General features: G+C 63.8%; 20 protein-coding genes and 1 pseudogene. 6 read left to right on the top strand and 15 right to left on the bottom strand.

Annotated elements, in window-relative coordinates; all coding sequences use genetic code 11:
• Positions 1 to 79: 79 nt before the first annotated feature.
• Entirely contained in the window at positions 80 to 1,276 is a 1,197-nt protein-coding gene (locus tag LB529_RS09225) for an acyl-CoA dehydrogenase (RefSeq protein WP_224710891.1), read from the bottom strand.
• Between the two features lie 106 nt (positions 1,277 to 1,382).
• Here LB529_RS09225 and LB529_RS09220 point away from each other — a divergent pair, with 106 nt between their 5' ends.
• Positions 1,383 to 2,294, top strand: a complete 912-nt coding sequence (locus LB529_RS09220; RefSeq protein WP_224710890.1) for a LysR family transcriptional regulator — start codon at positions 1,383 to 1,385, stop codon at positions 2,292 to 2,294.
• On the opposite strand, the gene LB529_RS09215 is transcribed toward LB529_RS09220, so the two are convergent.
• The 8 genes from LB529_RS09215 to LB529_RS09180 form a co-directional block, all read right to left on the bottom strand.
• Positions 2,295 to 4,616, bottom strand: a complete 2,322-nt coding sequence (locus tag LB529_RS09215) for a Tex family protein (RefSeq protein WP_224710889.1) — start codon at positions 4,614 to 4,616, stop codon at positions 2,295 to 2,297.
• Between the two features lie 122 nt (positions 4,617 to 4,738).
• Positions 4,739 to 5,917, bottom strand: coding sequence for a serine hydrolase domain-containing protein (locus LB529_RS09210; protein ID WP_224710888.1), 1,179 nt, complete (start codon positions 5,915 to 5,917; stop codon positions 4,739 to 4,741).
• Between the two features lie 29 nt (positions 5,918 to 5,946).
• Positions 5,947 to 7,143, bottom strand: a complete 1,197-nt coding sequence (locus tag LB529_RS09205) for a serine hydrolase domain-containing protein (RefSeq protein ID WP_224710887.1) — start codon at positions 7,141 to 7,143, stop codon at positions 5,947 to 5,949.
• Positions 7,144 to 7,380: 237 nt separating this feature from the next.
• Positions 7,381 to 8,415, bottom strand: coding sequence for an extracellular solute-binding protein (locus LB529_RS09200; protein ID WP_140842024.1), 1,035 nt, complete (start codon positions 8,413 to 8,415; stop codon positions 7,381 to 7,383).
• 27 nt (positions 8,416 to 8,442) lie between these two features.
• The gene (locus LB529_RS09195) at positions 8,443 to 9,246 is read right to left on the bottom strand and encodes an ABC transporter permease (protein WP_140842025.1); all 804 of its coding nucleotides are present in this window, start codon (positions 9,244 to 9,246) and stop codon (positions 8,443 to 8,445) included.
• On the bottom strand, positions 9,239 to 10,162 hold the full coding sequence (locus LB529_RS09190; protein ID WP_140632243.1) for an ABC transporter permease: 924 nt from the start codon (positions 10,160 to 10,162) through the stop codon (positions 9,239 to 9,241). The genes LB529_RS09195 and LB529_RS09190 overlap by 8 nt, the downstream gene beginning before the upstream one ends.
• An 8-nt stretch (positions 10,163 to 10,170) precedes the next feature.
• Entirely contained in the window at positions 10,171 to 11,271 is a 1,101-nt protein-coding gene (locus LB529_RS09185) for an ABC transporter ATP-binding protein (protein ID WP_224710886.1), read from the bottom strand.
• Between the two features lie 141 nt (positions 11,272 to 11,412).
• On the bottom strand, positions 11,413 to 13,080 hold the full coding sequence (locus LB529_RS09180) for an amidohydrolase (protein WP_224710885.1): 1,668 nt from the start codon (positions 13,078 to 13,080) through the stop codon (positions 11,413 to 11,415).
• Between the two features lie 145 nt (positions 13,081 to 13,225).
• Between LB529_RS09180 and LB529_RS09175 the strand changes: the two genes are divergently transcribed.
• The 5 genes and pseudogenes from LB529_RS09175 to LB529_RS09160 all read left to right on the top strand — a co-directional run bounded on the left by LB529_RS09175 (position 13,226) and on the right by LB529_RS09160 (position 16,966).
• Complete coding sequence (locus tag LB529_RS09175; RefSeq protein WP_224710884.1) at positions 13,226 to 13,984, top strand: TetR/AcrR family transcriptional regulator; 759 nt, start codon at positions 13,226 to 13,228, stop codon at positions 13,982 to 13,984.
• 42 nt (positions 13,985 to 14,026) lie between these two features.
• The gene (locus LB529_RS09170; protein WP_224710883.1) at positions 14,027 to 15,058 is read left to right on the top strand and encodes a histone deacetylase family protein; all 1,032 of its coding nucleotides are present in this window, start codon (positions 14,027 to 14,029) and stop codon (positions 15,056 to 15,058) included.
• 758 nt (positions 15,059 to 15,816) lie between these two features.
• Positions 15,817 to 15,864 (top strand): annotated as a pseudogene (locus tag LB529_RS29215) (hypothetical protein); the annotation flags it as partial.
• A 71-nt stretch (positions 15,865 to 15,935) separates the two neighbouring features.
• The gene (locus LB529_RS29210; RefSeq protein ID WP_411962462.1) at positions 15,936 to 16,199 is read left to right on the top strand and encodes a helix-turn-helix domain-containing protein; all 264 of its coding nucleotides are present in this window, start codon (positions 15,936 to 15,938) and stop codon (positions 16,197 to 16,199) included.
• Complete coding sequence (locus LB529_RS09160) at positions 16,196 to 16,966, top strand: helix-turn-helix transcriptional regulator (RefSeq protein WP_224710882.1); 771 nt, start codon at positions 16,196 to 16,198, stop codon at positions 16,964 to 16,966. The genes LB529_RS29210 and LB529_RS09160 overlap by 4 nt, the downstream gene beginning before the upstream one ends.
• A 161-nt stretch (positions 16,967 to 17,127) precedes the next feature.
• Here LB529_RS09160 and LB529_RS09155 read toward each other — a convergent pair whose 3' ends face one another.
• The 6 genes from LB529_RS09155 to motA are packed head-to-tail and all read right to left on the bottom strand — an operon-like array spanning position 17,128 to position 22,012.
• Entirely contained in the window at positions 17,128 to 17,565 is a 438-nt protein-coding gene (locus LB529_RS09155; RefSeq protein WP_224603463.1) for a hypothetical protein, read from the bottom strand.
• Between the two features lie 17 nt (positions 17,566 to 17,582).
• Positions 17,583 to 18,665, bottom strand: a complete 1,083-nt coding sequence (flhB, locus tag LB529_RS09150) for a flagellar biosynthesis protein FlhB (protein ID WP_095766393.1) — start codon at positions 18,663 to 18,665, stop codon at positions 17,583 to 17,585.
• Positions 18,666 to 18,689: 24 nt separating this feature from the next.
• Entirely contained in the window at positions 18,690 to 19,712 is a 1,023-nt protein-coding gene (locus LB529_RS09145) for a flagellar motor switch protein FliG (protein ID WP_095766392.1), read from the bottom strand.
• 43 nt (positions 19,713 to 19,755) lie between these two features.
• Positions 19,756 to 20,136: a flagellar motor switch protein FliN gene (gene fliN / locus LB529_RS09140; protein WP_140541755.1), complete on the bottom strand. Its 381-nt coding sequence runs from the start codon at positions 20,134 to 20,136 to the stop codon at positions 19,756 to 19,758.
• 30 nt (positions 20,137 to 20,166) lie between these two features.
• Entirely contained in the window at positions 20,167 to 21,102 is a 936-nt protein-coding gene (locus LB529_RS09135) for a FliM/FliN family flagellar motor switch protein (protein ID WP_224603454.1), read from the bottom strand.
• Positions 21,103 to 21,136: 34 nt separating this feature from the next.
• Complete coding sequence (motA, locus tag LB529_RS09130) at positions 21,137 to 22,012, bottom strand: flagellar motor stator protein MotA (RefSeq protein ID WP_095766389.1); 876 nt, start codon at positions 22,010 to 22,012, stop codon at positions 21,137 to 21,139.
• Between the last annotated feature and the right edge of the window lie 126 nt (positions 22,013 to 22,138).

Below are 22,138 nucleotides of genomic sequence, written 5' to 3'. Positions count from 1 at the left end.
CGCCGAACCCTGACATAGATGCTGGCCATTTTCCAAGCAGAGATGTTGCGCTGCACCTAATTTAAGCAGCCTTACCGGTTTAGAAAAACGCCTGGATCCCCGTCTGCGCCCGCCCGAGGATCAGCGCATGCACGTCATGCGTGCCTTCGTAGGTGTTGACCGTCTCCAGGTTCTGCGCGTGGCGCATCACGTGATAGCCGATCTGGATGCCGTTGCCGCCATGCATGTCGCGGGCCTGGCGGGCGACGTCGAGCGCCTTGCCGCAATTGTTGCGCTTGACGATCGAGATCATCTCCGGCGCCATCTTGCCTTCGTCCATCAGCCGGCCGACGCGCAGCGAGCCCTGCAGTCCGAGCGCGATCTCGGTCTGCATGTCGGCGAGCTTCTTCTGGAACAATTGCGTGCCGGCGAGCGGCTTGCCGAACTGTTTTCTGTCGAGGCCGTATTGCCGCGCCCGGTGCCAGCAATCCTCGGCCGCGCCCATCGCTCCCCAGGAGATGCCGTAGCGCGCCCGGTTGAGGCAGCCGAACGGACCGCCGAGGCCCTTGGCGTTGGGCAGCAACGCGTCTTCGCCGACCTCGACGCCTTCCAGCACCACCTCGCCGGTGATTGACGCCCGCAACGACAACTTGCCGCCGATCTTCGGCGCCGACAGTCCCTTCATGCCCTTTTCCAGTACGAAGCCGCGGATCTCATCCTTGCCGCTGTCGCCCTTCAACTTCGCCCACACGACGAAGACGTCGGCGATCGGCGCGTTGGAAATCCACATCTTGGAGCCGGAGAGCCTGTAGCCGTTCGCGGTCTTCTCGGCGCGCGTCTTCATGCCGCCTGGATCGGAGCCGGCGTCCGGCTCGGTGAGCCCGAAACAGCCGATCCATTCGCCCGACGCCAGCTTGGGCAGGTATTTCTTGCGTTGCGCTTCCGAGCCATAGGCATGGATCGGATACATGACCAGCGAGGATTGCACGCTCATCATCGAGCGGTAGCCTGAGTCGATGCGCTCGACTTCGCGCGCCACCAGGCCGTAAGTCACATAGTTGGCGCCCAGCCCGCCATATTCTTCCGGAATGGTGATGCCGAGCAGGCCCGCTTCGCCCATCTCGCGGAAGATCGACGGGTCGGTCTTCTCGTCGGCATAGGCTTCCTCGATGCGCGGCGCCAGCTTGTCGGCGGCGAAGGCGGCAGCGCCGTCGCGCACCATGCGCTCGTCCTCGGAAAGCTGGTCCTCGATCAGGAAAGGATCGTTCCACACGAAGGCGTTCTTCTCGGCGGCCATGGCCTCGATCTCCCGACATATTGTTGAGGTGGCCGGCTTATCGGACTCCGCGTGCAAAAAATCAAACGAAATTGCATCACGGATCAATGAGCGTTAGTAATGGATCATGAATGTCCAGCGTCGCCTTCTGCCCAACATCGCCGCCCTCGCCGCCTTTGAAGCGGTTGCGCGTCTCGGCTCCTTCACCGCCGCCGCGCGTGAGCTCGACCTGACGCAAGGGGCTGTCAGCCGGCAGATCAGCCTCTTGGAAGAGCAGTTCGGTCGCCGGCTGTTCGAACGCGACAGCCGCAACGTCCGGCTGTCGCCGGCCGGCGAGATTTATGCCGAAGCGGTGCGCTTGGCGCTTGGCCAATTGCGCGACGCAGCACTTGGATTGATGAGCAATCGGCATAGCGGCGTTCTCAACCTGGCCATCCTGCCGACCTTCGGCACACGCTGGCTGATGCCGCTGATCCCGGATTTCGTCGCCCGCCATCCCGACATCACCATCAACTTCGCCACCCGCATCGGACGCTTCGACTTTGCCCGCGAACGGCTCGACGCCGCGATCCATCACGGCATGCCCGACTGGCCGGAGGCCGACTGCACGCTCTTGATGCGCGAGACCGTAATGCCGGTGGTTTCGCCCGAATTTTTGGCCAGCCGCGACATCGCCACAGCGGCCGACATCAGCCGTCTGCCGTTGCTGCATATGGCAACCCGCCCCGGCGCCTGGAGCGAGTGGTTCGAGCATCAGGGGCTCGAGGCCCCGACCGGGCCCGGCATGCAGTTCGAGCAGTTCGGCACGGTCGCGCAGGCTTGCATGGCCGGCCTCGGCGTGGCGCTGCTGCCGGAAATCCTGATTGCCGGCGAATTGCAGCGCGGCCAACTGGTGCCGGCGCCGGGCACGCCGATGCAAAGCCGCAGCGCCTATTACCTCGTCGTGCCGCACGACAAGCGCGGCCACCCGCCGGTCGCCAGCTTTCGCGACTGGCTGCTGGGTCAGATCGGCAAGGAGCCGGCTGTCCTGGCGTGGTAGCTATTTGCGCTTCATCGCCTCGGCGAGCGCCGCGCCGAACGCGCCCTGCGACGGCCGCTCCGGCTGGCGATGCGGCGCTGGCGAGCGCGGCGCCGGCTTGCTGCCGCCGTGGTCGCGCTGGCCGCCACGGGGCGCCCCGCCCTCGCCGCCATCCTTGCGCATCGACAGACCGATGCGCTTGCGCTTGATGTCGACATCGACGACCCGCACCTTCACCACATCGCCGGCCTTCACCACCTCATGCGCGTCCTTGATGAAGCGGTCGGCCAGTTGCGATACGTGCACCAGCCCGTCCTGGTGCACGCCGATATCGACGAAGGCGCCGAAAGCCGCGACATTGGTGACGGTGCCTTCGAGCAGCATGCCGGGCTTCAGGTCCTTGATGTCGTCGACGCCCTCGGCAAAGGTCGCCGTCTTGAAGCCGGGGCGCGGGTCGCGTCCGGGTTTTTCCAGCTCGGCGATGATGTCGCGCACAGTCGGCAGGCCGAAACGCTCGTCGACGAAGACGCGCGGGTCGAGCGCCTTCAGCGCGGCGCTGTCCCCCATCAGCGCGCGCACGTCGCGGCCGCAAGCGGCGACGATTTTCTTGGCCACACCATAGGCTTCCGGATGCACCGATGACGCGTCGAGCGGCTCTGTCCCGTTCGGAATGCGCAGGAAGCCGGCACTTTGCTCGAATGCGCGCGGCCCGAGCCGCGCCACCTTGAGCAGGTCCTTGCGGCTGGCAAACGGCCCGGCCACGTCGCGATGCGCAACGATCGCCTCGGCCAGCGACGGCCCAAGTCCCGACACGCGCGCCAAAAGCGGCGCCGACGCCGTGTTGAGGTCGACACCGACGGCGTTCACCGCATCCTCGACCACGGCTTCCAGCGAACGGCCGAGCCGGTACTGGTCGACATCGTGCTGATACTGGCCGACGCCGATCGACTTCGGCTCGATCTTGACCAGCTCGGCCAACGGATCCTGCAGGCGCCTGGCGATCGACACCGCCCCGCGCAGCGAGACGTCGAGGCCGGGGAATTCCGCCGCTGCCGTCGCCGAGGCCGAATAGACCGAGGCGCCAGCCTCGCTGACGATCACCTTGAGCGGCTTCGGCCCGGCACCTGCCGGCAGGTCCGAAAGCATGTCGGCCACCAGCTTCTCGGTCTCTCGGCTGCCGGTACCGTTGCCGATCGAGATCAGCTCGACCTTGTACTGGCGGATGAGGGCGGCGAGCTCGGCCTGCGTGCCGCGCACGTCGTTCCTGGGTGGAAACGGATAAACGGTCGTGGTCGCCACCAGCTTGCCGGTGCCATCGACCACCGCAACCTTGACGCCGGTGCGGATGCCTGGATCGAGCCCCATGGTCGGCCGCGAGCCGGCGGGCGCGGCCAGCAAAAGGTCCTTCAGGTTGCGGGCAAAGACATGGATCGCCTCTTCCTCGGCCCGCTCGCGCAGGTCGCGCATCAAATCGAGCGTCAGATGTAGCGACAGCTTGATCCGCCAAGTCCAGCCGGCTACGTCCATCAACCATTTATCGCCGGGCAAGCTGCCGCCAATCGCATAGGCATTGGCGATCATCCGCTCGACCGGTTTCACCGGCGATTGATCGTCGGCATCGACCTCGATGTCGAGCGACAGCACTTCCTCGTTGCGGCCGCGCAGCATGGCCAGGGCGCGGTGGCTGGGCACGCCTGCCCAGCGCTCGACGTGGTCGAAATAGTCGGAGAATTTCGCGCCGGCCTCCTGCTTGCCGTCGACGACTTTTGCGCGCAGGAAGGCGCGTTCCTTCATATAGGCGCGCAGCTTGCCGACCAGATCGGCATTTTCGGCGAACTGCTCCGACAGGATGTCTCGCGCGCCTTCAAGCGCCGCCTTGGCGTCGGCCACCTCTTCCGTGACATAGGCGAGCGCAAGCTCGGCCGGAATTTTCGAGCGATCGGCGAGGATCGCCTCTGCGAGCGGCCCAAGCCCACGCTCCTTGGCGATTTCGGCCTTGGTGCGCCGCTTCGGCTTGTAGGGCAGATAGATGTCCTCGAGCTCCGCCTTTGTGGCGGCCGCCCCGATCTTGGCTTCCAGCTCCTCGGTAAGCTTGCCCTGCTCGCGGATGGAGCTGACGATGGTCTCGCGCCGCGCATCGAGCTCACGCAGATAGGCGAGCCGCTCGGAAAGGTCGCGCAATTGCGTGTCGTCAAGCCCGCCGGTGACTTCCTTGCGGTAACGCGCCACGAAGGGGACTGTCGCGCCTTCGTCGAGCAGCCCGATTGCCGCCGCGGCCTGTTCCGGCCGCGCGCCGATCTCGGCCGCGATGATTGCTGCGATGCGCTTGATGTCCGATGCCATGCTCGTCCCTGCCGAAAAGAGCGGCGACCATAGGCCGGGAGAACCGCTACGCCAACCGCAACGGCTTCATCACGCGCCGAAGGTCCACAGAAAACAGCTGTTGGAACCAGCCTCTGGTCGGCTCAAACCATGCCGCTCAACGCTTCGAAGAACGCCACGATGTCCCCATCCAGCTTATCGTCCACCGGTTCCGGTTGGGACGACATCTTGGCGATGACCGCTTCCGTCTTCGGATTGACGTAAAGCCACTGGCCGTGAATGCCGATACCGCAGAAGGCACCGCTGTCGTGGCCGGTCTGGTACCATTTGTTGCGATAGCGTCCCTTCGGGAACAGGAACGCCATCGTGCCGCGTTGCCAGGCTTCATGACTGCCGCCGGTGGCCACCGTGTCGCGCACCCAGGCTTCGGGCACGATGCGGCGGCCATTGGCCGTGCCTCCCTGCCGCATCATCTCGCCGATACGGGCAAGGTCGCGCGGCGTCATCGACATGCCGCCGGCGGTGCGCGCCGTGCCTTCCATGTCGACGGTCACCGACATTTCGCTTCCAGCACCGAGCGGCAGCCAAAGCTTCGCGCTGAGCAATTGGCTGACACGCCTGCCAGAAGCCCGTTCGACCAGGATGCCGAGCACGTCTGAATTGGGCGAACGGTAGCGATAGGTCTGGCCATGCGGCTCGGCAAGCCGCTGGATGGTCATCAGGAACGCGGCGAGGCTCTCGGACCCGCCGCCGGGATTCCACAGCGTCGAGCGGCGGTAGCGGGCGAAGGCGCTTTCCGGATCGAGATAGGCTTCCTCGAAATCGAGGCTCACCGTCATGTCGAGCACGTTGCGCACGCTCGCGTCGCCATAGGCTGAGCCCTTGGCTTCAGGGATGTAGTGCGTTACCGGCGCGTTGGGATCGAACAACCCCTCGCCTTCCAGTATGCCTGCGAGGATCGCCGTCACCGACTTACTGATCGAAAAGATGATGTGGCGCGCTCCGAACGGCATATGCGGCGCCGACCAGTCGCCGACAGGCTTGCCGGCCTTCAGGATCGTCAGCCCGTCCGTATCGGAACGCTTCAGAAAGCTCTCGACGGTCTCGCTGCCACCGGCGAGCGATATCTTTTCCTCAAGCAATGCGCCGAGCGATTTCGCTTGGCTCTCGCCGGCGGGCGCCGCCGCGACATGCGCGCTCGGCACCAGCTCGCCGACATTCTGGAACGACCATCGGTTGAACGGCGAAAGCCGCCAGTTGTCGAGCCGCACATCCTTGCGGGCAAAGCCGTATCTGGCCTCGAACGCGGTCTTGCCGCTCATGATGCTCTCCCGGATCTTGTTTTGCGGTTTCAGGCCAGCGCGGCGGCGATGGCATGCACCGCCTTCTGCGTCGCCACCGAATAGGCGGAATTGACGAAATCCGGATAGCTCGAAAGCTTCACAACGACCATCCTGTGTTCCCAGCTCATGTGGATCAATTGGCCGAACACGCCGCGGCACATCAGCGAGCGTGAGTGCGGATCCTCGATCCAGAACTGGTTGCGGTAGCTGCCGTCGGGAAGGCTCGGGCTGAAATTCGGCCCGTGCTTGCCGCTGCGTGTCGCCTCGATCCAGTCGGCCGGGATCACCCCGCCGCCATTGTCGAGGATCAATTGCCCGAAGCGGCCATAGTCGCGCAGCGTCGCATTGAAGCCGCCATCGGCCAGCGCATAGCCGGCGCTATCGACGGTGAAGCAGGCGCTCTCGTCGGCGCCGAGCTTCTGCCAGAGCTCTTCCGAGACCAGCTGCGCCAGGCGCTTGCCGCTCACCCGTTCCATGATGAAGGCGAGCACGTCGGTCTCGATCGAGCGGTATTCGAATGCTTCGCCATGCGGGCGCACCTTGTCCTTCAGCCGCAGGATCAGCTCGAACAGGTGCGACGGCCACTCGAAGTCCGGGTCGCTGCCCGGCGGGATCGGCTTCCAGCCGGTCGCGACATCGACCTGGCCGATCTCGGAATAGCGGTCGGTATATTCCTCGGAAAAGCGCACGCCCGTCGTCATGTCGAGCACATGCTGCACCGTGGCGCCGGCCCAGCCGGTCTCGACAAGTTCCGGCAGATAGTCGGTGACCAGCTTGCCCGGATCGATCAGGCCGTGCCCGACCAGGATGCCGCACACCGCTCCGGTGACCGACTTCGCCATCGATTGCGACAGATGCAGCGTGCGCTCGTCCATGCCGTTGAAATAACGCTCATAGGCGATCCTGCCGTCCTTCAGCACCAGGAAGCCGTCGGCATAGGTTTCGTCGAGCAGGCTTGCGAGTGTCGTCGGCGCTCCGTTGCTGTCGACCACCGGCAGATCGTCGAGGTCCACCTCCGCGCGCTCGAGGCGATGGCGATGGCCGCTGCCGCGCCACACCTCGACGGTCGGCAGAAATTCGCGGATGTGCTGGAAGGCCCAGCGGTTCCAGGGCGGCCGGTCCCAGTCGAGCTTCGGCGGCACCAGCCTGGGCGGCGAGCCCTGCATAATCGGCGGCCGCGGATCGGAGTTGCGATAGGATTGCATGAGAATTTCCCTGCCGCCCCATGCCGCCCCTTCCGTTTACTTGGATGAGAGCGGTCTGCACAGCGGACGAAAGCCCCCGAATGGGCCTTCGAGTGACGAACGCCCGACGCCATAGCGAAGGGCAGTCCCCGACATGCCAGGTGAGGGGCGGCGCGAACGTGCGAATTGAGCGCTACCCCTCATCCGGCCCCTGACCCGCCCTCTTCCCGCTCGCGCGGGGAAGAAAGCGGCGTGTCGCTATTTCTGAACGTCCGTCCAGATGCGCGTGTAGAGTTGCTGCACCTCGGGCGAGCAGGGGGTGAGGAACTGGCCCGCTTTCTCCAGTTCTGGCGGTACCACCAGTTCGGGCGCATCCTTCATGTCGGCCGGCATGAACGCCTTCGAGCCCTTGATGCCATTGGCATATTTGGCGAAGGCGGAGATCATGGCGGCGTTCTCGGGATCCATGATGAAGTTCATGAACAGCTTGGCGTTGTCGACATTCTTGGCATCCTTCAGGATGGCAACGCTGTCCATGAAAATGGGGAAGCCCTCCTTCGGGTAGCCGAACTTGATGTCGGGGTTCTTGATGCGCGAGCGCATGATGGCGCCGTTCCAGTAGTAGACGGCCGAATAGTCGCCGGCCGGCAGCTTCTCGGTCACGCTATAATCCATGGCCAGCCATTTCGGCTTGGCCTCCACCAGCTTGTCGCGCACTTTCTTGAGCAGTTCCTTGTCGTCCGTGCACCAGTCGCCGCCCAGATACTTGATGGTGGCGAACAGCACGTCGTTCATTTCCGGCGCGACGTTGATCTTGCCGACCAGTTCCTTCGGCGGATCCAGGAAGATGGCCGACGTGTTGATATCGCCGCCATAAACCTTTGTGTTGACGCCGATACCGGTCACGCCCCACTGCCACGGAACCGTGTAGTGACGGCCCGGATCCCAAGGGACGTTCACCCAGCGCTCGTCGACATTCTTGAAGTTCTCCATCTGGTCGGGCCGGGCCTCCAGCAGAAGCCCTTCCTTCACCCAGATCTGCACGTAGTTGGCCGACGGCACCACAATGTCGAAGCCGTGACCGCCGGCGCGTACCTTGGATAGCGCGGTGTCGTTGGAGTCGTAGTCGGTGATCGTCACCTTGACCTTGTAGGTATCCTCGAACTTCTTGATCATCTCGGGGCTGGTGTAGTCGCCCCAATTAAAGATGTTGAGTTCGCCGTCCGCATACGCGCTGCCCGCAAAGGCAAACAATGCGAATGCCGCCGTGGCGGCCGTTGTCTTCCATTTCATTGCTATTCTCCCGTTGGCAATCGTTGGTTATGGCTTACGCCGATTGACGAAGTAGAACGCGGTTACGAGCACCACCGACAACGCCAGGAACACCGTGGCGATCGCATTGATTTCCGGGCTCGTTTCGCGCCGCAACTGGCCGAGCATGTAGGTGGGCAGCGTATCCTGCCCGCCGGATTTGACGAATTCGGTGATGACCACATCGTCGAGCGAAATGACGAAGGCGAGCATGAAGCCCGCGATGATGGCCGGCCTCAAAAGCGGCAGCGTCACGAAACGGAAGGCTTTCCACGGCGTGGCGTATAGGTCGGCGGCTGCGCGCTCCAGCGTCAGGTCCATGCTCTCCAGCCGCGCCCGGATCGGCAGGTAAGCGAACGGGATGCAGAAGGCGGTGTGCGCGGCGATCAGGTAGCCGAGTCCTGAGTAACCGGTCCAGACCTTGATGCGCGAGAACACGATCAGGAGCGCGACGCCGGTGACTATCTCCGGCACCATCAGCGGCTGGTTGATGAAAGCGTATTTGAAGGTAAGGCCGGGATAGGGCCGCGTGCGGGTCGTGGCAAGCGCAGCCATGGTGGCGGTGATCGTCGACAGCGCGGCAGCCGAGACCGCCAGCACAAGCGAGCGGATGGAGGCGTCCTGCACCGCCGAATTATGCCAGGCCGAAATAAACCAGCGCAGTGAGACACCATCCCAGCGCGAAAGCGAATCCGCCGCGTTGAACGAATAGGCGACGAGTGCCGCGATCGGCAGATAGAGCGCGAAGAAGGTCAGAAGCGCCATGAAGCCGAAGCCGGGCTGCGCCTGGATATCGAACGGACGCTTAGCCATGGGCGCCCTCCGACCCGGATGCGTTGCGCACGTAGAACAGCAGCGCGATCATCACCAGCACCATGAGCGTAATCGAGATGGCCGCGCCCAGCGGCCAGTTACGGCCCGCGCCGAATTGAAGCTCGATCAGGTTGCCGAGCATCATGTTCTTGCCGCCGCCCAGCACCCGCGGAATGACGTAGGCGCCAAGCGAGGGAATGAACACCAGTATCGAGCCGGCGATGACGCCGGGCTTGATCAAAGGGAAGATGATGCGGCGCAGAACCTGCCAGCGGCCGGCATAGAGATCATATCCGGCCTCGACCAGCCTGAAGTCGAGCTTCTCCATCGAGGCGTAGATCGGCAGCACCATCAGAGGCAGGTAGATATAGATCATGCCGAGCAAGATGGCGGCGTCGGTATTCATGATTTGCAGCGGTTGCTTGATGATGCCGAGCGCCATCAACGCCGTGTTGACCAGCCCTTCGTTGCGGATCACCTGCTGCATGGCGAAGGTGCGGATCAGGAGATTCGTCCAGAACGGAATGGTGACGAGGAAAACCCAGACCTCGCGTGTCTTCGGCGGTCGCGTGGCGATGAAATAGGCTGTGGGGAAGCCGAAGAGCAACGTCAGCACGGTGGTGTAGAAGGACAGGCTTATCGAACGCCAGAAGATGGACAGATGCGCGTCCGCCAGGCCCAGCGTGTCGTCGAAGATGTCACGCTGGAACAGGACCGATGTCCATCCGTCCAGCGAGAAGGTGCCGAACTGCACGTCGCCGTAGTCGCCCTTCAGCATGAAGGAATAAGCCAACATCACGAAAAGCGGCCCGGTGGCAGCCAGAAGGATGATGACGAGCGCCGGCGCCGAGAGCAGCCAGCGGTCGCGTATGTCCCTGGCGTCGGCGGCGCGAGCAATTTCCTCAGCGTTTGCCATGATTGCCTCTAGTCCTTCAGCGCCTGAGCGGCATTCGGGCCGATCGCGACGCCCACGCGGTTGCCCGGCGCAAGCGCTTCGCCGCCGCCGCGGCTGTTCTGCCGCCGCACGATGAACGCGCTGCCGTCGTCGAGTTTGAGATGGAGATGCGTGTCGGTGCCGAGATAGACGACGTTCTCGACCGTGCCCCTGAGCGAAGCGTTGGCGTCGGCCAGACCGATCTGGGCGTGCTCCGGCCGCACCACGAGCGTAACGCTGCCCGACGGCGTAAAACCTTCCGGCAACGATGCCGGGATTTCCGCACCGGTCGATAGCCTGACGGTGGCGCGCCCATCGGCCGCGCTTTTCACCTCGCCCTCGATGAAATTCGTCTCGCCGATGAAGTCGGCGACGAAGCGTTCGGCGGGCCGGTCGTAGATGTCGCGCGGCGTGCCGACCTGCAGGATCTTGCCGGCCGACATGACAGCGATGCGGTCGGACATGGTCAGCGCTTCCTCCTGGTCGTGGGTGACGAAGATGAAGGTGATGCCGGTCTCGTGCTGCAGCCGCTTCAGTTCGATCTGCATCTCCTTGCGCAGCTTGTAGTCCAGCGCCGACAACGGCTCGTCGAGCAAGAGCACCTTGGGCTGCGGCGCCAGCGCGCGGGCCAGCGCCACGCGCTGCTGCTGGCCGCCCGAGATCTGGCTGGTGCGGCGCGCCTTCAGCGCCTCCATCTTGACCAGCTTCAGCATCTGGGCGACGCGCGCTTCGGTCTCCCCTTTCGGTTTGCCGAGCATTTCCAGCCCAAAGCCGATGTTCTGCGCCACCGTCATGTGCGGGAACAGTGCATAGCTCTGGAAGACGGTGTTGACAGGACGCTTGTAGGGCGGCAGCGGCGCGATGTCCTGCCCGTGCAGCAGGATCTCGCCGGCGGTCGGAAAATCGAAACCGGCAATCAATCTCAGCAGCGTCGTCTTCCCGCATCCGGACGGGCCGAGCAGCGTGAAAAACTCGTTCTCGCGGATCGACACCGACACGGTGTCGAGAGCGGCTACCTGGTTCTCGCCTGTTCCAAAGACCTTGCGAACACCGCGAACTTCGATCGCGTTCTTACCCGGTTGTTCCGGCACGATTACCCCATTGAGAGCGCCTGCTCTTGTCGGCAGGTGTGTTCCTGTTTTGATTGTCACCACAAGCCGATCGGCTTGGCAACTGCGCAGCAGTGACTCGATCCCGAGTCCCCATTCAATTAAGCAATTCCTATGCCATCGTTAGGCTTGGTAGGTGATCCTCCCCCCACAGATGGTGGTCACCGGACGCACGGTGTGCAGCGCCTCCGGCGCGGTCGCCTCGATATCGGCCGACAAAACGACGATATCGGCGAGATATCCGGTTTTGAGGCGGCCCTTGCGGTGCTCCTTGAACTCGGCGTAGGCGCCCTCGACCGTGTAACCCTCGATTGCTTCCTGCAACGAGAAGCTCTGGTCCGGCATGCCTTCTGCCCAAGGCTTGCGCATCACTGCCGCCTGGATCGACAGGATCGGATCGACCGGCGAGACCGGCCAGTCGGACGCGAACACCACGCGCGCGCCGGCGTCTTTCAGCGTGCGCCAGGCATAGCTCAACGGCCATTTGTCCCGGCCGATTCGCGAGATCGTCGGCTCGAGCGGGAAGTTCAGTGCGCCGGGCGGATGCGCCGGCTGCATCGACGCCAACACGCCGAGCTCGGCGAAGCGCGGCACGTCGGCGGCCGTGATCACCTCAATATGCTCGACGCGATGCCGGCTGTCGCGCCGACCGTTCTTCTTCAGCGCCGCCTGATAGCCGTCGAGCACTGCCCGCACGGCGCCGTCGCCGATCGAATGCACGGCAATCTGCAGCCCGCGCCTGTCGGCCTCGACCGCCACCTCGGCGAAATGTTCAGGCGAAAACAGCGGCTCGCCCCGCCATCCGGGCCGATCAGCATAGTCGTCGACCATCACCGCCGTCCAGGAATCCAGCACGCCGTCATAGAAGAGCTTGACCATGCCGGACGACAGCCACTCGGAATTGTAGCTCGCGGCCATCCGCGAGGCTTTCTCAAGCATGTCCAGCTTCATGAAATTCTTGAAGTGGAACGGGATCTTGGTGCGGCAAAGGAGCCGCCCCTCTTTTTCCAGCCCGGCCAGCAGCTCGAGCTGATAGAGATTGCCGTCCATGTTCTGGATAGAGGTGATGCCGTGCTTGGCGCACCATTCAAGGCCGCGGTGCATCAGATCGCGATCGGCCGCCAATTCCTTCTCCGAAGGATATGGATCCGGCTCGGCACCCTCGAGGCCAAGCCGCGCCCGGCTCGCCCCATAATGGTCGAGGACCGGTCCGAATGCCTCGCCTTCGCGCAGCTCGCCGGCGGCAAGCCCGTCGGCGCCCATGACGATCTCATTGCCCTGTCCGACCTGCCTACCCTGGAGCAAGCCGGCCTCTTCCAGCGCCTTGGTGTTCGCCCACATCGTGTGGTGGTCCGAAGCCGACATGACGAAGGGACGGTCGGGAATGATGCGGTCGAGATCGTGGCGCGTCACCGGCTCCGGCAGGATGGCATAGTCGACGCCGGCCCCGACCAGAAGCCTGGCGTCCGGGCGCTTCGCCGCGAAGTCCTGGATCGCGTCGCGCAGCGCCTCGAAGCCGTGCACACCCGCCAGATGCAGATTGTCGAGCTCGGCCGCGCCGCCGAACAGATGCATATGCGCCTCGATGAAGCCCGGCAGCACCGAGCCGCCCTGGGCGTCGACAACCTTGGTGGCCGGTCTCTTGAGGTCTTCTATGGAAGCGCGGCTACCGATGGCGATGATGGCGCCGTCCTTGACGGCAACGGCCTCGGCAGCGGGATTGTCATTGTCCATGGTCAGCACGCGGCCGTTGACGACCACAAGATCCGCACCACCATCCGCAACCGACATCGCGACTCCACATTTTGCTGAGGGACCGGCAACGCCAGATCCAACGAGCCGCCGCTCCACATGGACAGCGCCGTGGGACAAATCGATGCCGATGCGCCGTCTTCGAAATTCCCCTTGTTATCGTGGAAGACAGCGTGGATAAAGAATGCGACTGATTATTCGCGTTTGTCAACATGCCGGATTTAGAATGTACTGTGGACTGCACCGCGCGCCGATGGCGAGGCCGAGCGGGGAACGGGGGCAACAAGCAGTGAAGCGCAGTCTCGACCGCAAGACCAGGATAGCGCTCGAACCGCGTAAGCAGCCGCGGCAGCAACGGTCAAGCAAGGTGGTCGACAGGATTCTCGATGCGGCCCTGATCCTGACGCGAGAGCAAGGAACCAGAACGCCGACGACGCTCGCCATCGCGCAGCGCGCGGGCCTGTCGGTCGGTTCCGTCTATCAGTACTTTCCCAACAAGGAAGCCATTCTTCTGGACCTGGCCCGGCGCTGGCTGTCGTCTTTTCCCGAGGTGATCCGGAAACGCATCAACGTCCCTCGGCCGACCAACCGTGACGAGTTTCGGCGCGAGGTGCGCAAGCTCTTCGCCGACACATCGAGGCTCTATCTCGAAAACGCCACGCTGATGCCGGTGATCGAGGCAATATCCGGCAACGCCGACCTGAGGCCTATCCAGGACGAATACGACAAAGAGATCGTCGCCCTTTACGCCGCGTGGCTGCGGCATGTGAATCCGGCGCTTGAGGACAAGATCGCCAGTCGGCTCGGCGTGCTGATGATGGAAGTCGGCCATGTCTGCCGGCTTGTCGGGCTGAAGAGAGACCGCAGGACCTACGACCTCATCGAGGACGATGTGGAAACCATGTGGCTCGCCCTGGTCAGCCCCCATCTCAATCTCGAGTGATTTCGTACTTCCAATCGATTTCGCACTTCCAAGGGAGTTTCCATGAAAACTGTCTATTCGCCACTTCATGCCGGCCATTCAGGCCAGATGGAACTGGTTACGTCGGCGATCGTGCCGGGTTTCGAGAAGCCGTCGCGGGCGCAATTCATCAAGGCGCGGGTTGAGAGCGAGAAGCTCGGGCCGATCATCGGACCGGCCGAGCATGACCTCGCCGCCGCCAAGCGTGTGCATGAGGCTCACTACATCGATTTCCTGCCGACGGTGTGGCCGCAATGGGTCGCCGCCGGCTTCACGGGATCGGCGATGGGGTTCACCTGGCCGACGCGCGGCCTGCGCGCCGATGTCCCGCCGAAGCGCGTCGATGCCTTGCTCGGCTATTATTCCTTCGACGCCGGCGCTACCTTCGTCGAAGGCACCTGGGCGGCGATCAAGTCCTCCTATGACGTGGCGCTGACCGCCGCCGCTTTGGTCAAGGACGGCGAGCGCAGCGCCTTCGCGCTTTGCCGCCCGCCCGGCCATCATGCCGGCGCTGCCTTCATGGGCGGCTACTGTTTCATCAACAACGCCGCCGTCGTCGCGCAGTGGTTCCGCGACCACGGCGCCAAGCGCGTTTCAATCCTCGATGTCGATTACCATCACGGCAACGGCACGCAGGAAATCTTCTATCGCCGCGGCGACGTCCAGGTGCTCAACCTTCATGGTGATCCGATGGTCGAGTATCCGTTCTTCCTTGGCCATGCCGACGAGCGCGGCGAAGGCCAAGGCGAAGGCTTCAACATCAATTACCCGATGCCTTTCGGCACCGATTGGGACGGCTGGAGCGCGTCGCTGGAGGACGCCTGCGCCAGGCTCGCGGCCTACGCCCCTGATGTCGTCATCGTCTCGCTCGGCGTCGATACTTTCGAGAAGGACCCGATCAGCCAGTTCAAGCTGAAGAGCGAGGATTATCCCAAGATCGGCCGCCGTATCGCCAAGCTCGGCCTGCCGACGTTGTTCGTCATGGAAGGCGGCTACGCCGTGGAAGAGATCGGCATCAACGCCGTCGGCGTGCTGACCGGCTTCGAGGATCGCTAAGCCCCTGTTCAAGGCCATGCGCTCCCGGATGCAACCGGGGGCGTATTTTTTACGACCTCGCCTCGAAATCATCGGCTCAATTCAGCTTTGAACTACCGCCAAATAACGCGAAGACCGGCTGCTGAGTCGCAATGCGAGTCCATCGGATTCGATTTTGTCAAATCGCGTTTGATGTCAGATTCATCTGCGGGTAGATTAGACCCGAATCAGCCGGTCCACGGGGGCGCGGCGACCACCCAAAGTCTCGAGTCCGGCGCCAGGCCGGCACCAGACGCGGACGGTTTCGCGTTCCCTAGAAGGATTCGGCGCGGTTGGGCGCCGTTCGCGCCCGTGAGTGTGTCTTCGTAAACGTGACGCGTTTCGGGTCCGGCCGTTGGCTTCGCCAGCACCGGGCACAAGGATCGATTCCGGCAAGAATCCAAGAATTAAAATGAGCAGTCCCGCCGCGCTTCTCCAACCCGACGCTTCAGGCTCGCGCCTGACGTCGCGCGGCGATCTCACCAGCTTCTTCATGCAGCTTGCCGCCGATATCGGCGCCGACAGCTACATGCTGGTCGCCATCGTGCATGACCAGGACCGTAACGATGCGCGCATCGTCTCCTCCAACTGGATCTTCGACGCCATCGAGCTGATCGGCAAAAGGCTGATCGCCAATTTGGCGCTAGGCCCCTTGACCGTGGCGCCGGGCGTACGCCCGAAGCCGTTGGTGGCGGCGCACGCGCCCGACGCCGGTGCGTTGCTGAACGGCGAGGAAGCCCGCCTGCTCGACGTGCTCGGTCACGCCGAAATCTATTCGCTGCGGCTAAATGTCGGCCGGCAGCGCCTGTTCGTGCTGTTCTCGGCTGCCGAGGCAGGCAGGATCGACCTGGCCGCCCTGATGAAGGCGCAGATCAAATGCTGTTATGCGCTTTCCAGCATTCCGCAGCTGATCGCGGCGGCATCCATGCAGGACCCGCTGTCGGACCGCGAGCGCGAATGTCTGTTCTGGGTTTCGGAAGGCAAGACCACCGATGAGGTTGCCGTCATCCTCGGTGTCTCGTCGAACACCGTCAACAGCTACATCACGCACGCCATCCAGAAGTTCGCGGCCAGCAACCGCGCGATGGCGATCGCGACCGCGATCAGGAGCGGCATCATTTGAAGCACGCACAGGTCAAAGAGGCGGCCGCCGCCCTTTTCAACGATCAGCGCAATCCGTTCGGCGCCTTCTCGCTCGGCTCGGAGACCCATCAAGCGGTCACCATTCCGGATGCCGTGCGTCGCTGCCGCTGGATCGCCGTCGATATCAATGCCTCGGCCTTCGGTCTCTATTTCGTCAGCCCCTCGCCCGAGCGCGCGCGTCTCGTGGCGTGTTTCGATTCCGACTATCCCGGCACCGCTGTCGCGACCAAATTCATCTCCGGCGCCAATGGCGAGGACATGGTGCGCCACAGCCGGCTCTCGACGGCGCCGCGCTGGTGGGCCGACGACGGCAGCGCCGGATCGCGGCAGGTCTTCCACTCGCTCGCCTGGGCCGAGCCGACCACGCCGCTGGCGCCCGGCACCAACGGCATCGCCTTTCCGGTGCATGCCGATCGCGGCCAATGCGGGCTGGTCGTCTTTCTCGGCTCGGAGATCGCGCTGTCCGACGAAACGCTGTGCGAGATCCACGCCCGCTCCTTCGCGCTTTTCGCGTCGGTCGCCCGCATCCGCCCCGGCGACACCGGCAGGGCGCGTTCAATCTCCAAGCGCGAGCTGGAATGCCTGAAGCTGACCGCCAACGGCAACACCAGCGAGGAGATCGCCAAGCTCCTCAAGCTCTCGGTGCATACCGCCAACCAGTACCTCACCCAGTCGACGCAGAAGCTCAACGCGGTCAACCGCAACCAGGCGGTCGCCAAGGCGTTGCGGCTCGGTTTGATCGAGTGACGTCACGCCCGCGGCGCTGAACGTGCCGCGGCTAAAGCATGTCTCCCGAAAGTGGGAACCGGTTTCGGGGCAAAGACATGCGCAAAATCAAAAGCCTAAAGCGCAGGGAGCGAATCCAAAAGATTGCGACGCGCTTTAGGTCGGCTCGCCTGCTATCAATCTCAGGGGAATGCCAGCGGCTCGGTCCTGCGGATGCGAGCCTCTTCGATCGCGTCCTCGAGCAAGGCCGTGTTGTGCTCGGGCGTCTCGCCAGGCTTCTCGAACGACACGTAGTTGACCGTCACGGCTGCCTCGCGCTCGATCAGCGTAAGCTGGAAATAGACCGTCACGCCGCGCGGCCGAAGCTCGAGGTCGAGCACGATGCGCGGGCTGCCGCTCCAGTCGACATGCGCCTCGCCGCCATGGCCGAGCCGCAGCATGCCCGGCCGGAAGTAGAGCTCGGCCGCCGAATCCACCAGGTCCGAGAGGCAGGCGAAATGCTCAAGCCGGATGAAGGCGATATAGTCGGCAACGTCGATGAGCCTCAATTCGCCCACCACGGGCTCGATGGCGCTGGCGACGATCAGCTCGCGGGAATTGGCGTGTGGTTGCCGGTCCATGGGTTAGCGGCGTCCGTTCATTGGGTTGCTTTTCGCGCTGCCTTCTTTGAGTAGACGATCCGCACCAACTCGGCGACCGCCTGGTAGAATTGCGATGGGATCACGCTATCAACCGAAACTTGCTTGTACATGGAGCGCGCGAGCGCCACGTCCTCGAAGATCGGGATGTTGTTCTCCCTGGCGATCTCACGGATCTTGAGCGCCACCAGGTCCTGTCCCTTGGCCAGCACGATCGGCGCGGAATCCTCCTCGCGCACATATTTCAGCGCGATCGAATAGTGCGTCGGATTGGCGATCACCAGCGTCGCGCGCGGCACGGCCGTCATCATGCGTTTGCGCGCCCGGTCGCGCGCCAGCGAGCGCAGCCGCGACTTGACGATCGGATCGCCTTCCGACTGCTTCAGCTCGTCCTTGACTTCCTGCTTGGTCATGCGCAGGTCGCGCCGCCAGTGGAAACGCGACCAGACGATGTCGACCACCGCGATCAGCCCCATGACGAAGACGATCGCAACCAATATGTCGACGAAGATGCCGCGTATGACCAGGCCGAACGAGGCCGGATTGGTGATCATGCCGGCGAGCAGCTTGCGATGATCTTCCGAGAGCGTGAAGGTCAACACCGCGATAGCGAAGCCGAGCTTGGCCAGCGACCTCAGGAATTCGACCCAGCCCTGCACGCCGAACATCCGGCTCCAGCCCTTGGCGATCGAGATGCGCGACAGCTGCGGCCTGATCCGCTCGCCGACGATTTGCGGCATGTTCTGGAACACCGAGGCGCCGATGCCGGCAACCGTCAAGAGCACCAGCAGGCTGACGACGGCGCCGCCGATCTCGACCAAGACCTGCTTGTAGAGCGAGATGACGTCGGTCTCGGTATCCATCGGCCAGGCTTCCGGCTTTTCCAGGAACGTCGACAAGAACATGCCGAGATCGACGATCGCGTCCTTGGCGTAGAAAACGGCGAAAACCAGTATGGCGAGGAAGGAGGCAAAGATCGCGGTCTCACGCGAATGGGGCAGCTTGCCCTGTTCGATCGTGTCGCGGATCTTCTTTTCTGTGGCTTCCTCTGTTTTGGAATCCTTGTCGACCGCTTCAGCCATGGCGTCCTGACCGGGCTATGATCGTCAGGCGGCTTCGGCGGTGGCGGTCTGCGTCGAGGGCAGCTCGAAAGCCCCTTCGCGCGACAGCCGGATGGCGGCGACCGATATGCTCTTGCGCGCCGCCATGATGTCGGCAAGGGCAATGCCTTCCGATCCTTGTCCGAGCTCGGATTCGATCATGCGGCGGGAGCGTGCGCCGATCGCCGAGAGCACCGATTCGGCGAGTTCCGGCGGCGCGCCGCGCAGCGCCAGCGTGACCAGTTCTGTCGATAGCCCGTCGAACAGCAGAACCCGGGCTTTTTGCGGCAGCAGCGGCAGATCGTCGAAGGCGAACAGCCGCGACCTGACGCCGGCGAGATCTGGCGTGCCGGCTTCCTCCAGGTCCTGCATAAGGTCGTCCAGTTCCGGCTTCGCCATTTCATTGAGCATGCTGGCGACGCGCTCCTGGCCGGCAGTGGTGTCCCGGCTGGCTTTCTGCGACAGCACGCTCACGCGCAGCTGGTTCTCGACGATCCGCGATGCCGCGTCCGGGATGTTGGCCATTGTCACCATGCGCTTGATGATCTGGCTGCGCATCGGTTTTTCCATGGTGAGCAGCACGTTAGCGGCTGTCTGCGGCGCAAGCTTCGACAGCACCATGGCCGATGTCTGCGGATGCTCGCCTGCCAGGAAGCTGCCAAGGCGCGCCGGCTCGAGCTTTTCTAGGTCCGGCCATATCGGCGCAGGTCCTTCCGGGACAGGCTCGAACTTCTTGTCGCCCATGATGGCACTCATTTCCTCGGGCGACAGCGATTCGTTGAGGATCGTGTCCATCCGGTCGGCTGAATCGAGCAGGCCGGCGCCCTCGGTGAACTCGGCTTCGAACTCGGCGACGATCCGTTCCAGATCAGCCTGCGGAATGGTGCGTAGGAGACGCGCGCCCTCGATCAGCGCCTTCAGCTCGTCCTGTTTGAAGAATTTGAGCAGGCGGCTGGCCGCGGGCTTGCCCATGGCCACCAATATGGCCGCCGCCTTTTGCGGACGTGTGAGCGCCAATGCCGTCGTCATGCGTGTTGTCCTCGCTGCCGATTGGTCCGCCCGCCGGCCATTCTCAGGCGCTCTTCGTCGCGGCGATGATTTCGGTGAGCCGGATGCCGAAACGCGTCGGATCGCTTTCCAGCACCGTGATCTCGCCGCGCGCTATTCTGCGGCCGTTGACCACGACGTCGACCGGCTCGCCGATGCGGCGGTTGAGCGCGACGGTGGAACCCTTTTGCAGCGCCATCAGCTCCGACACGGGCATCTCCGTGCTGCCGAGGATGATCTGCACGTCGACCGGAATGGTCATGATGATCGAGGAATTGGCACCCGAATACAGCGCCCCATCCGGGCGCTTTTCCTCTTCCCGCAGCACGCCGCGCAGTTCCTCGATGGCGCGGTCGAGCTGTTCGTCGGGCTGATCGGGTTCGGCTTCCACTTTGGTTTTTGCCATCTGTCGTCTCCATGAATCCCGTGCCTGGCGTCAGCCCGGCATCAGTCCGTCGATGAAATCCTGCCCGGCGTCATGCGGATGGCTGATGCGGACGGTGTAGTTCTGCCCCAGCTTGCCGAACTCGCAGACAAACAGGGTCTTGTCGCGGGCGCTGAGCCTGGCGTTGAGCTGGGCGTTCTCCTCCAATTCGATCACCTGGCCGGGCTCGAACGCGGCGAGGTCGCCGAGCGTCAGCCGGGCAAGCGGCATCGTCGCTTCGAGCCGGACGGTCGAGCGCATCACCTCTTCGGAGAAGCGGGCCCGCCAGTCGAATTCACTGGCTTCGCCTTCTTCGGTTCTGGCGGTGGCTCCGCGCGTAGACAGAAGGACGCGCTGCGGAATCATCACCGTGATGGTGCCGGTATCGGTCGGCGTGGAGACACCGAACACGATGCGGACCGCGGCGCCGTCGCGCAGCACGCGCCGCCTCGCTTCGCCGCCAGACGTCGCCTTTGGCACCGGCAGGCGCAGCTCGAGCGAGCGCTTGCCGGATCCGTTGAGCGCCGCCGCGACCTCCTGGAACACCATGGTCGCGACATCGGCCTCGATCTGCGACAGGTCGCGCTCGATCGGCGCCACCGGCTGGTCAGGATCGCCGCCGAACAGCGCGCTCACCATGACGGCCACCGCATGCGCATCCATCACCAGCGTCATAGCGTCGGCCGAGGCCGGCGAGGACACGATGGTCAGCGCGAAGGCATCGCCGGCGCGCGAACGCGCCTCTGGAACGCGGCCGACCTCTACCACTTGCAGATCGACGGTCACCGCCGCGCCGAGTTCTGCGACAAGCGCCTTCTGCAGCAACGGCAGCGCCCGCTCGGCCATGCCGCGGCCGACGCCGATCACCTGCGCCGCCTCGCCGCTGTCGCCGACGAGCCGCTCGATGATCAAGGCCCGCGTTTCTGACGGACTGGCCGGACTGGTCATGACGGCAGGCGGCCCTGTCTGCGATGGAGCATGCTCAGGCCGCCTTCTTCTCGGCGGTGCCGGCGTTCATGGTGCTCTGCTCCACCGCATCGATCGTCGGACGTTCGTAAGAGGATATGGTCTTGCGGCCGAATTCGATCGCCACCTGCGGCAGGGCGCCGTTCATATACGCAAGCAGTGTCTGTTTGACGATTATGTAGAGGCGGTTCTTCTTTTCGCGCACCGTCTTGATCTTGGTGGCCACCGGACCGACCACAGCATAGGACAGGAAGATGCCGAGGAAGGTGCCGACGAGTGCCGCGCCGATCAGGCCGCCGAGGATTTCCGGCGACTGGTCCAGCGCACCCATCGCCTTTACCACGCCGAGCACGGCCGCGACGATGCCCAGCGCCGGCAGGCCGTCGCCGACCGCGACCATCGCGTGATAGGCCTTCAGCTTGTCGGTACGGATCGTCTGGATCTCCTCGTCCATCAGCGCCTCGATCTCATGCGAGCGAGCGTTGCCGATGATGATGATGCGGCAGTAGTCGCAGATGAAATGGGTCAGGTCGTGGTTCTTCAGCACGGTCGGAAAGGCCTGGAAGATGGCCGACTCCTCCGGATTGTCGATATGCGCCTCGACCTCGCTGCGCGACTTCGAGCGCAGTTCGCGCATCAGGCTGTGCAGGACGCCCAGCGTCTCGAGGTAGTCGCGCTCCTTCGGCACCGCCTGCTTGAAGGCTTCGAGAATGCCCTTGCCGGTATCCTTGACCGTCTTCATCGGATTGGCGACGAGGAAGGTGCCGAGCGCGGCGCCGCAGATCACCACCGCTTCCCACGGCTGCAGCAGCACATGCAGATGGCCGCCCATGGCCATGAAGCCGCCGAGAACGCAGCCGAGCGTCACCACAAGTCCGATCAGAATGCCCACGACAGGTCCTTCCGCATGTCACATCGTGGATCAGGGATAGTCCTCGTGCCTTGTGTGAGGCTTGAATCGAAGGCATCGAACGCGATTCAGCTTCGCGCAAGGAAGTGACGCTATTGTGCGGGGATA

Source organism: Mesorhizobium sp. CA5 (assembly GCF_020165105.1).
In the GTDB taxonomy this organism is placed as follows: Bacteria; Pseudomonadota; Alphaproteobacteria; order Rhizobiales; family Rhizobiaceae; genus Mesorhizobium.
Note: the sequence above shows the minus strand (reverse complement) of the source record. Positions and strands in the feature narration are given on the sequence as shown.

Bases quoted from the DNA above. Each gene is read 5' to 3' on its own strand.
- LB529_RS09225 (WP_224710891.1), bottom strand. From the start codon at position 1,276: ATGGCCGCCGAGAAGAACGCCTTCGTGTGGAACGATCCTTTCCTGATC.
- LB529_RS09220 (WP_224710890.1), top strand. From the start codon at position 1,383: ATGAATGTCCAGCGTCGCCTTCTGCCCAACATCGCCGCCCTCGCCGCC.
- LB529_RS09215 (WP_224710889.1), bottom strand. From the start codon at position 4,616: ATGGCATCGGACATCAAGCGCATCGCAGCAATCATCGCGGCCGAGATC.
- LB529_RS09210 (WP_224710888.1), bottom strand. From the start codon at position 5,917: ATGAGCGGCAAGACCGCGTTCGAGGCCAGATACGGCTTTGCCCGCAAG.
- LB529_RS09205 (WP_224710887.1), bottom strand. From the start codon at position 7,143: ATGCAATCCTATCGCAACTCCGATCCGCGGCCGCCGATTATGCAGGGC.
- LB529_RS09200 (WP_140842024.1), bottom strand. From the start codon at position 8,415: ATGAAATGGAAGACAACGGCCGCCACGGCGGCATTCGCATTGTTTGCC.
- LB529_RS09195 (WP_140842025.1), bottom strand. From the start codon at position 9,246: ATGGCTAAGCGTCCGTTCGATATCCAGGCGCAGCCCGGCTTCGGCTTC.
- LB529_RS09190 (WP_140632243.1), bottom strand. From the start codon at position 10,162: ATGGCAAACGCTGAGGAAATTGCTCGCGCCGCCGACGCCAGGGACATA.
- LB529_RS09180 (WP_224710885.1), bottom strand. From the start codon at position 13,080: ATGTCGGTTGCGGATGGTGGTGCGGATCTTGTGGTCGTCAACGGCCGC.
- LB529_RS09175 (WP_224710884.1), top strand. From the start codon at position 13,226: ATGCGACTGATTATTCGCGTTTGTCAACATGCCGGATTTAGAATGTAC.
- LB529_RS09170 (WP_224710883.1), top strand. From the start codon at position 14,027: ATGAAAACTGTCTATTCGCCACTTCATGCCGGCCATTCAGGCCAGATG.
- LB529_RS29210 (WP_411962462.1), top strand. From the start codon at position 15,936: ATGAAGGCGCAGATCAAATGCTGTTATGCGCTTTCCAGCATTCCGCAG.
- LB529_RS09155 (WP_224603463.1), bottom strand. From the start codon at position 17,565: ATGGACCGGCAACCACACGCCAATTCCCGCGAGCTGATCGTCGCCAGC.
- flhB (WP_095766393.1), bottom strand. From the start codon at position 18,665: ATGGCTGAAGCGGTCGACAAGGATTCCAAAACAGAGGAAGCCACAGAA.
- LB529_RS09145 (WP_095766392.1), bottom strand. From the start codon at position 19,712: ATGACGACGGCATTGGCGCTCACACGTCCGCAAAAGGCGGCGGCCATA.
- fliN (WP_140541755.1), bottom strand. From the start codon at position 20,136: ATGGCAAAAACCAAAGTGGAAGCCGAACCCGATCAGCCCGACGAACAG.
- LB529_RS09135 (WP_224603454.1), bottom strand. From the start codon at position 21,102: ATGACCAGTCCGGCCAGTCCGTCAGAAACGCGGGCCTTGATCATCGAG.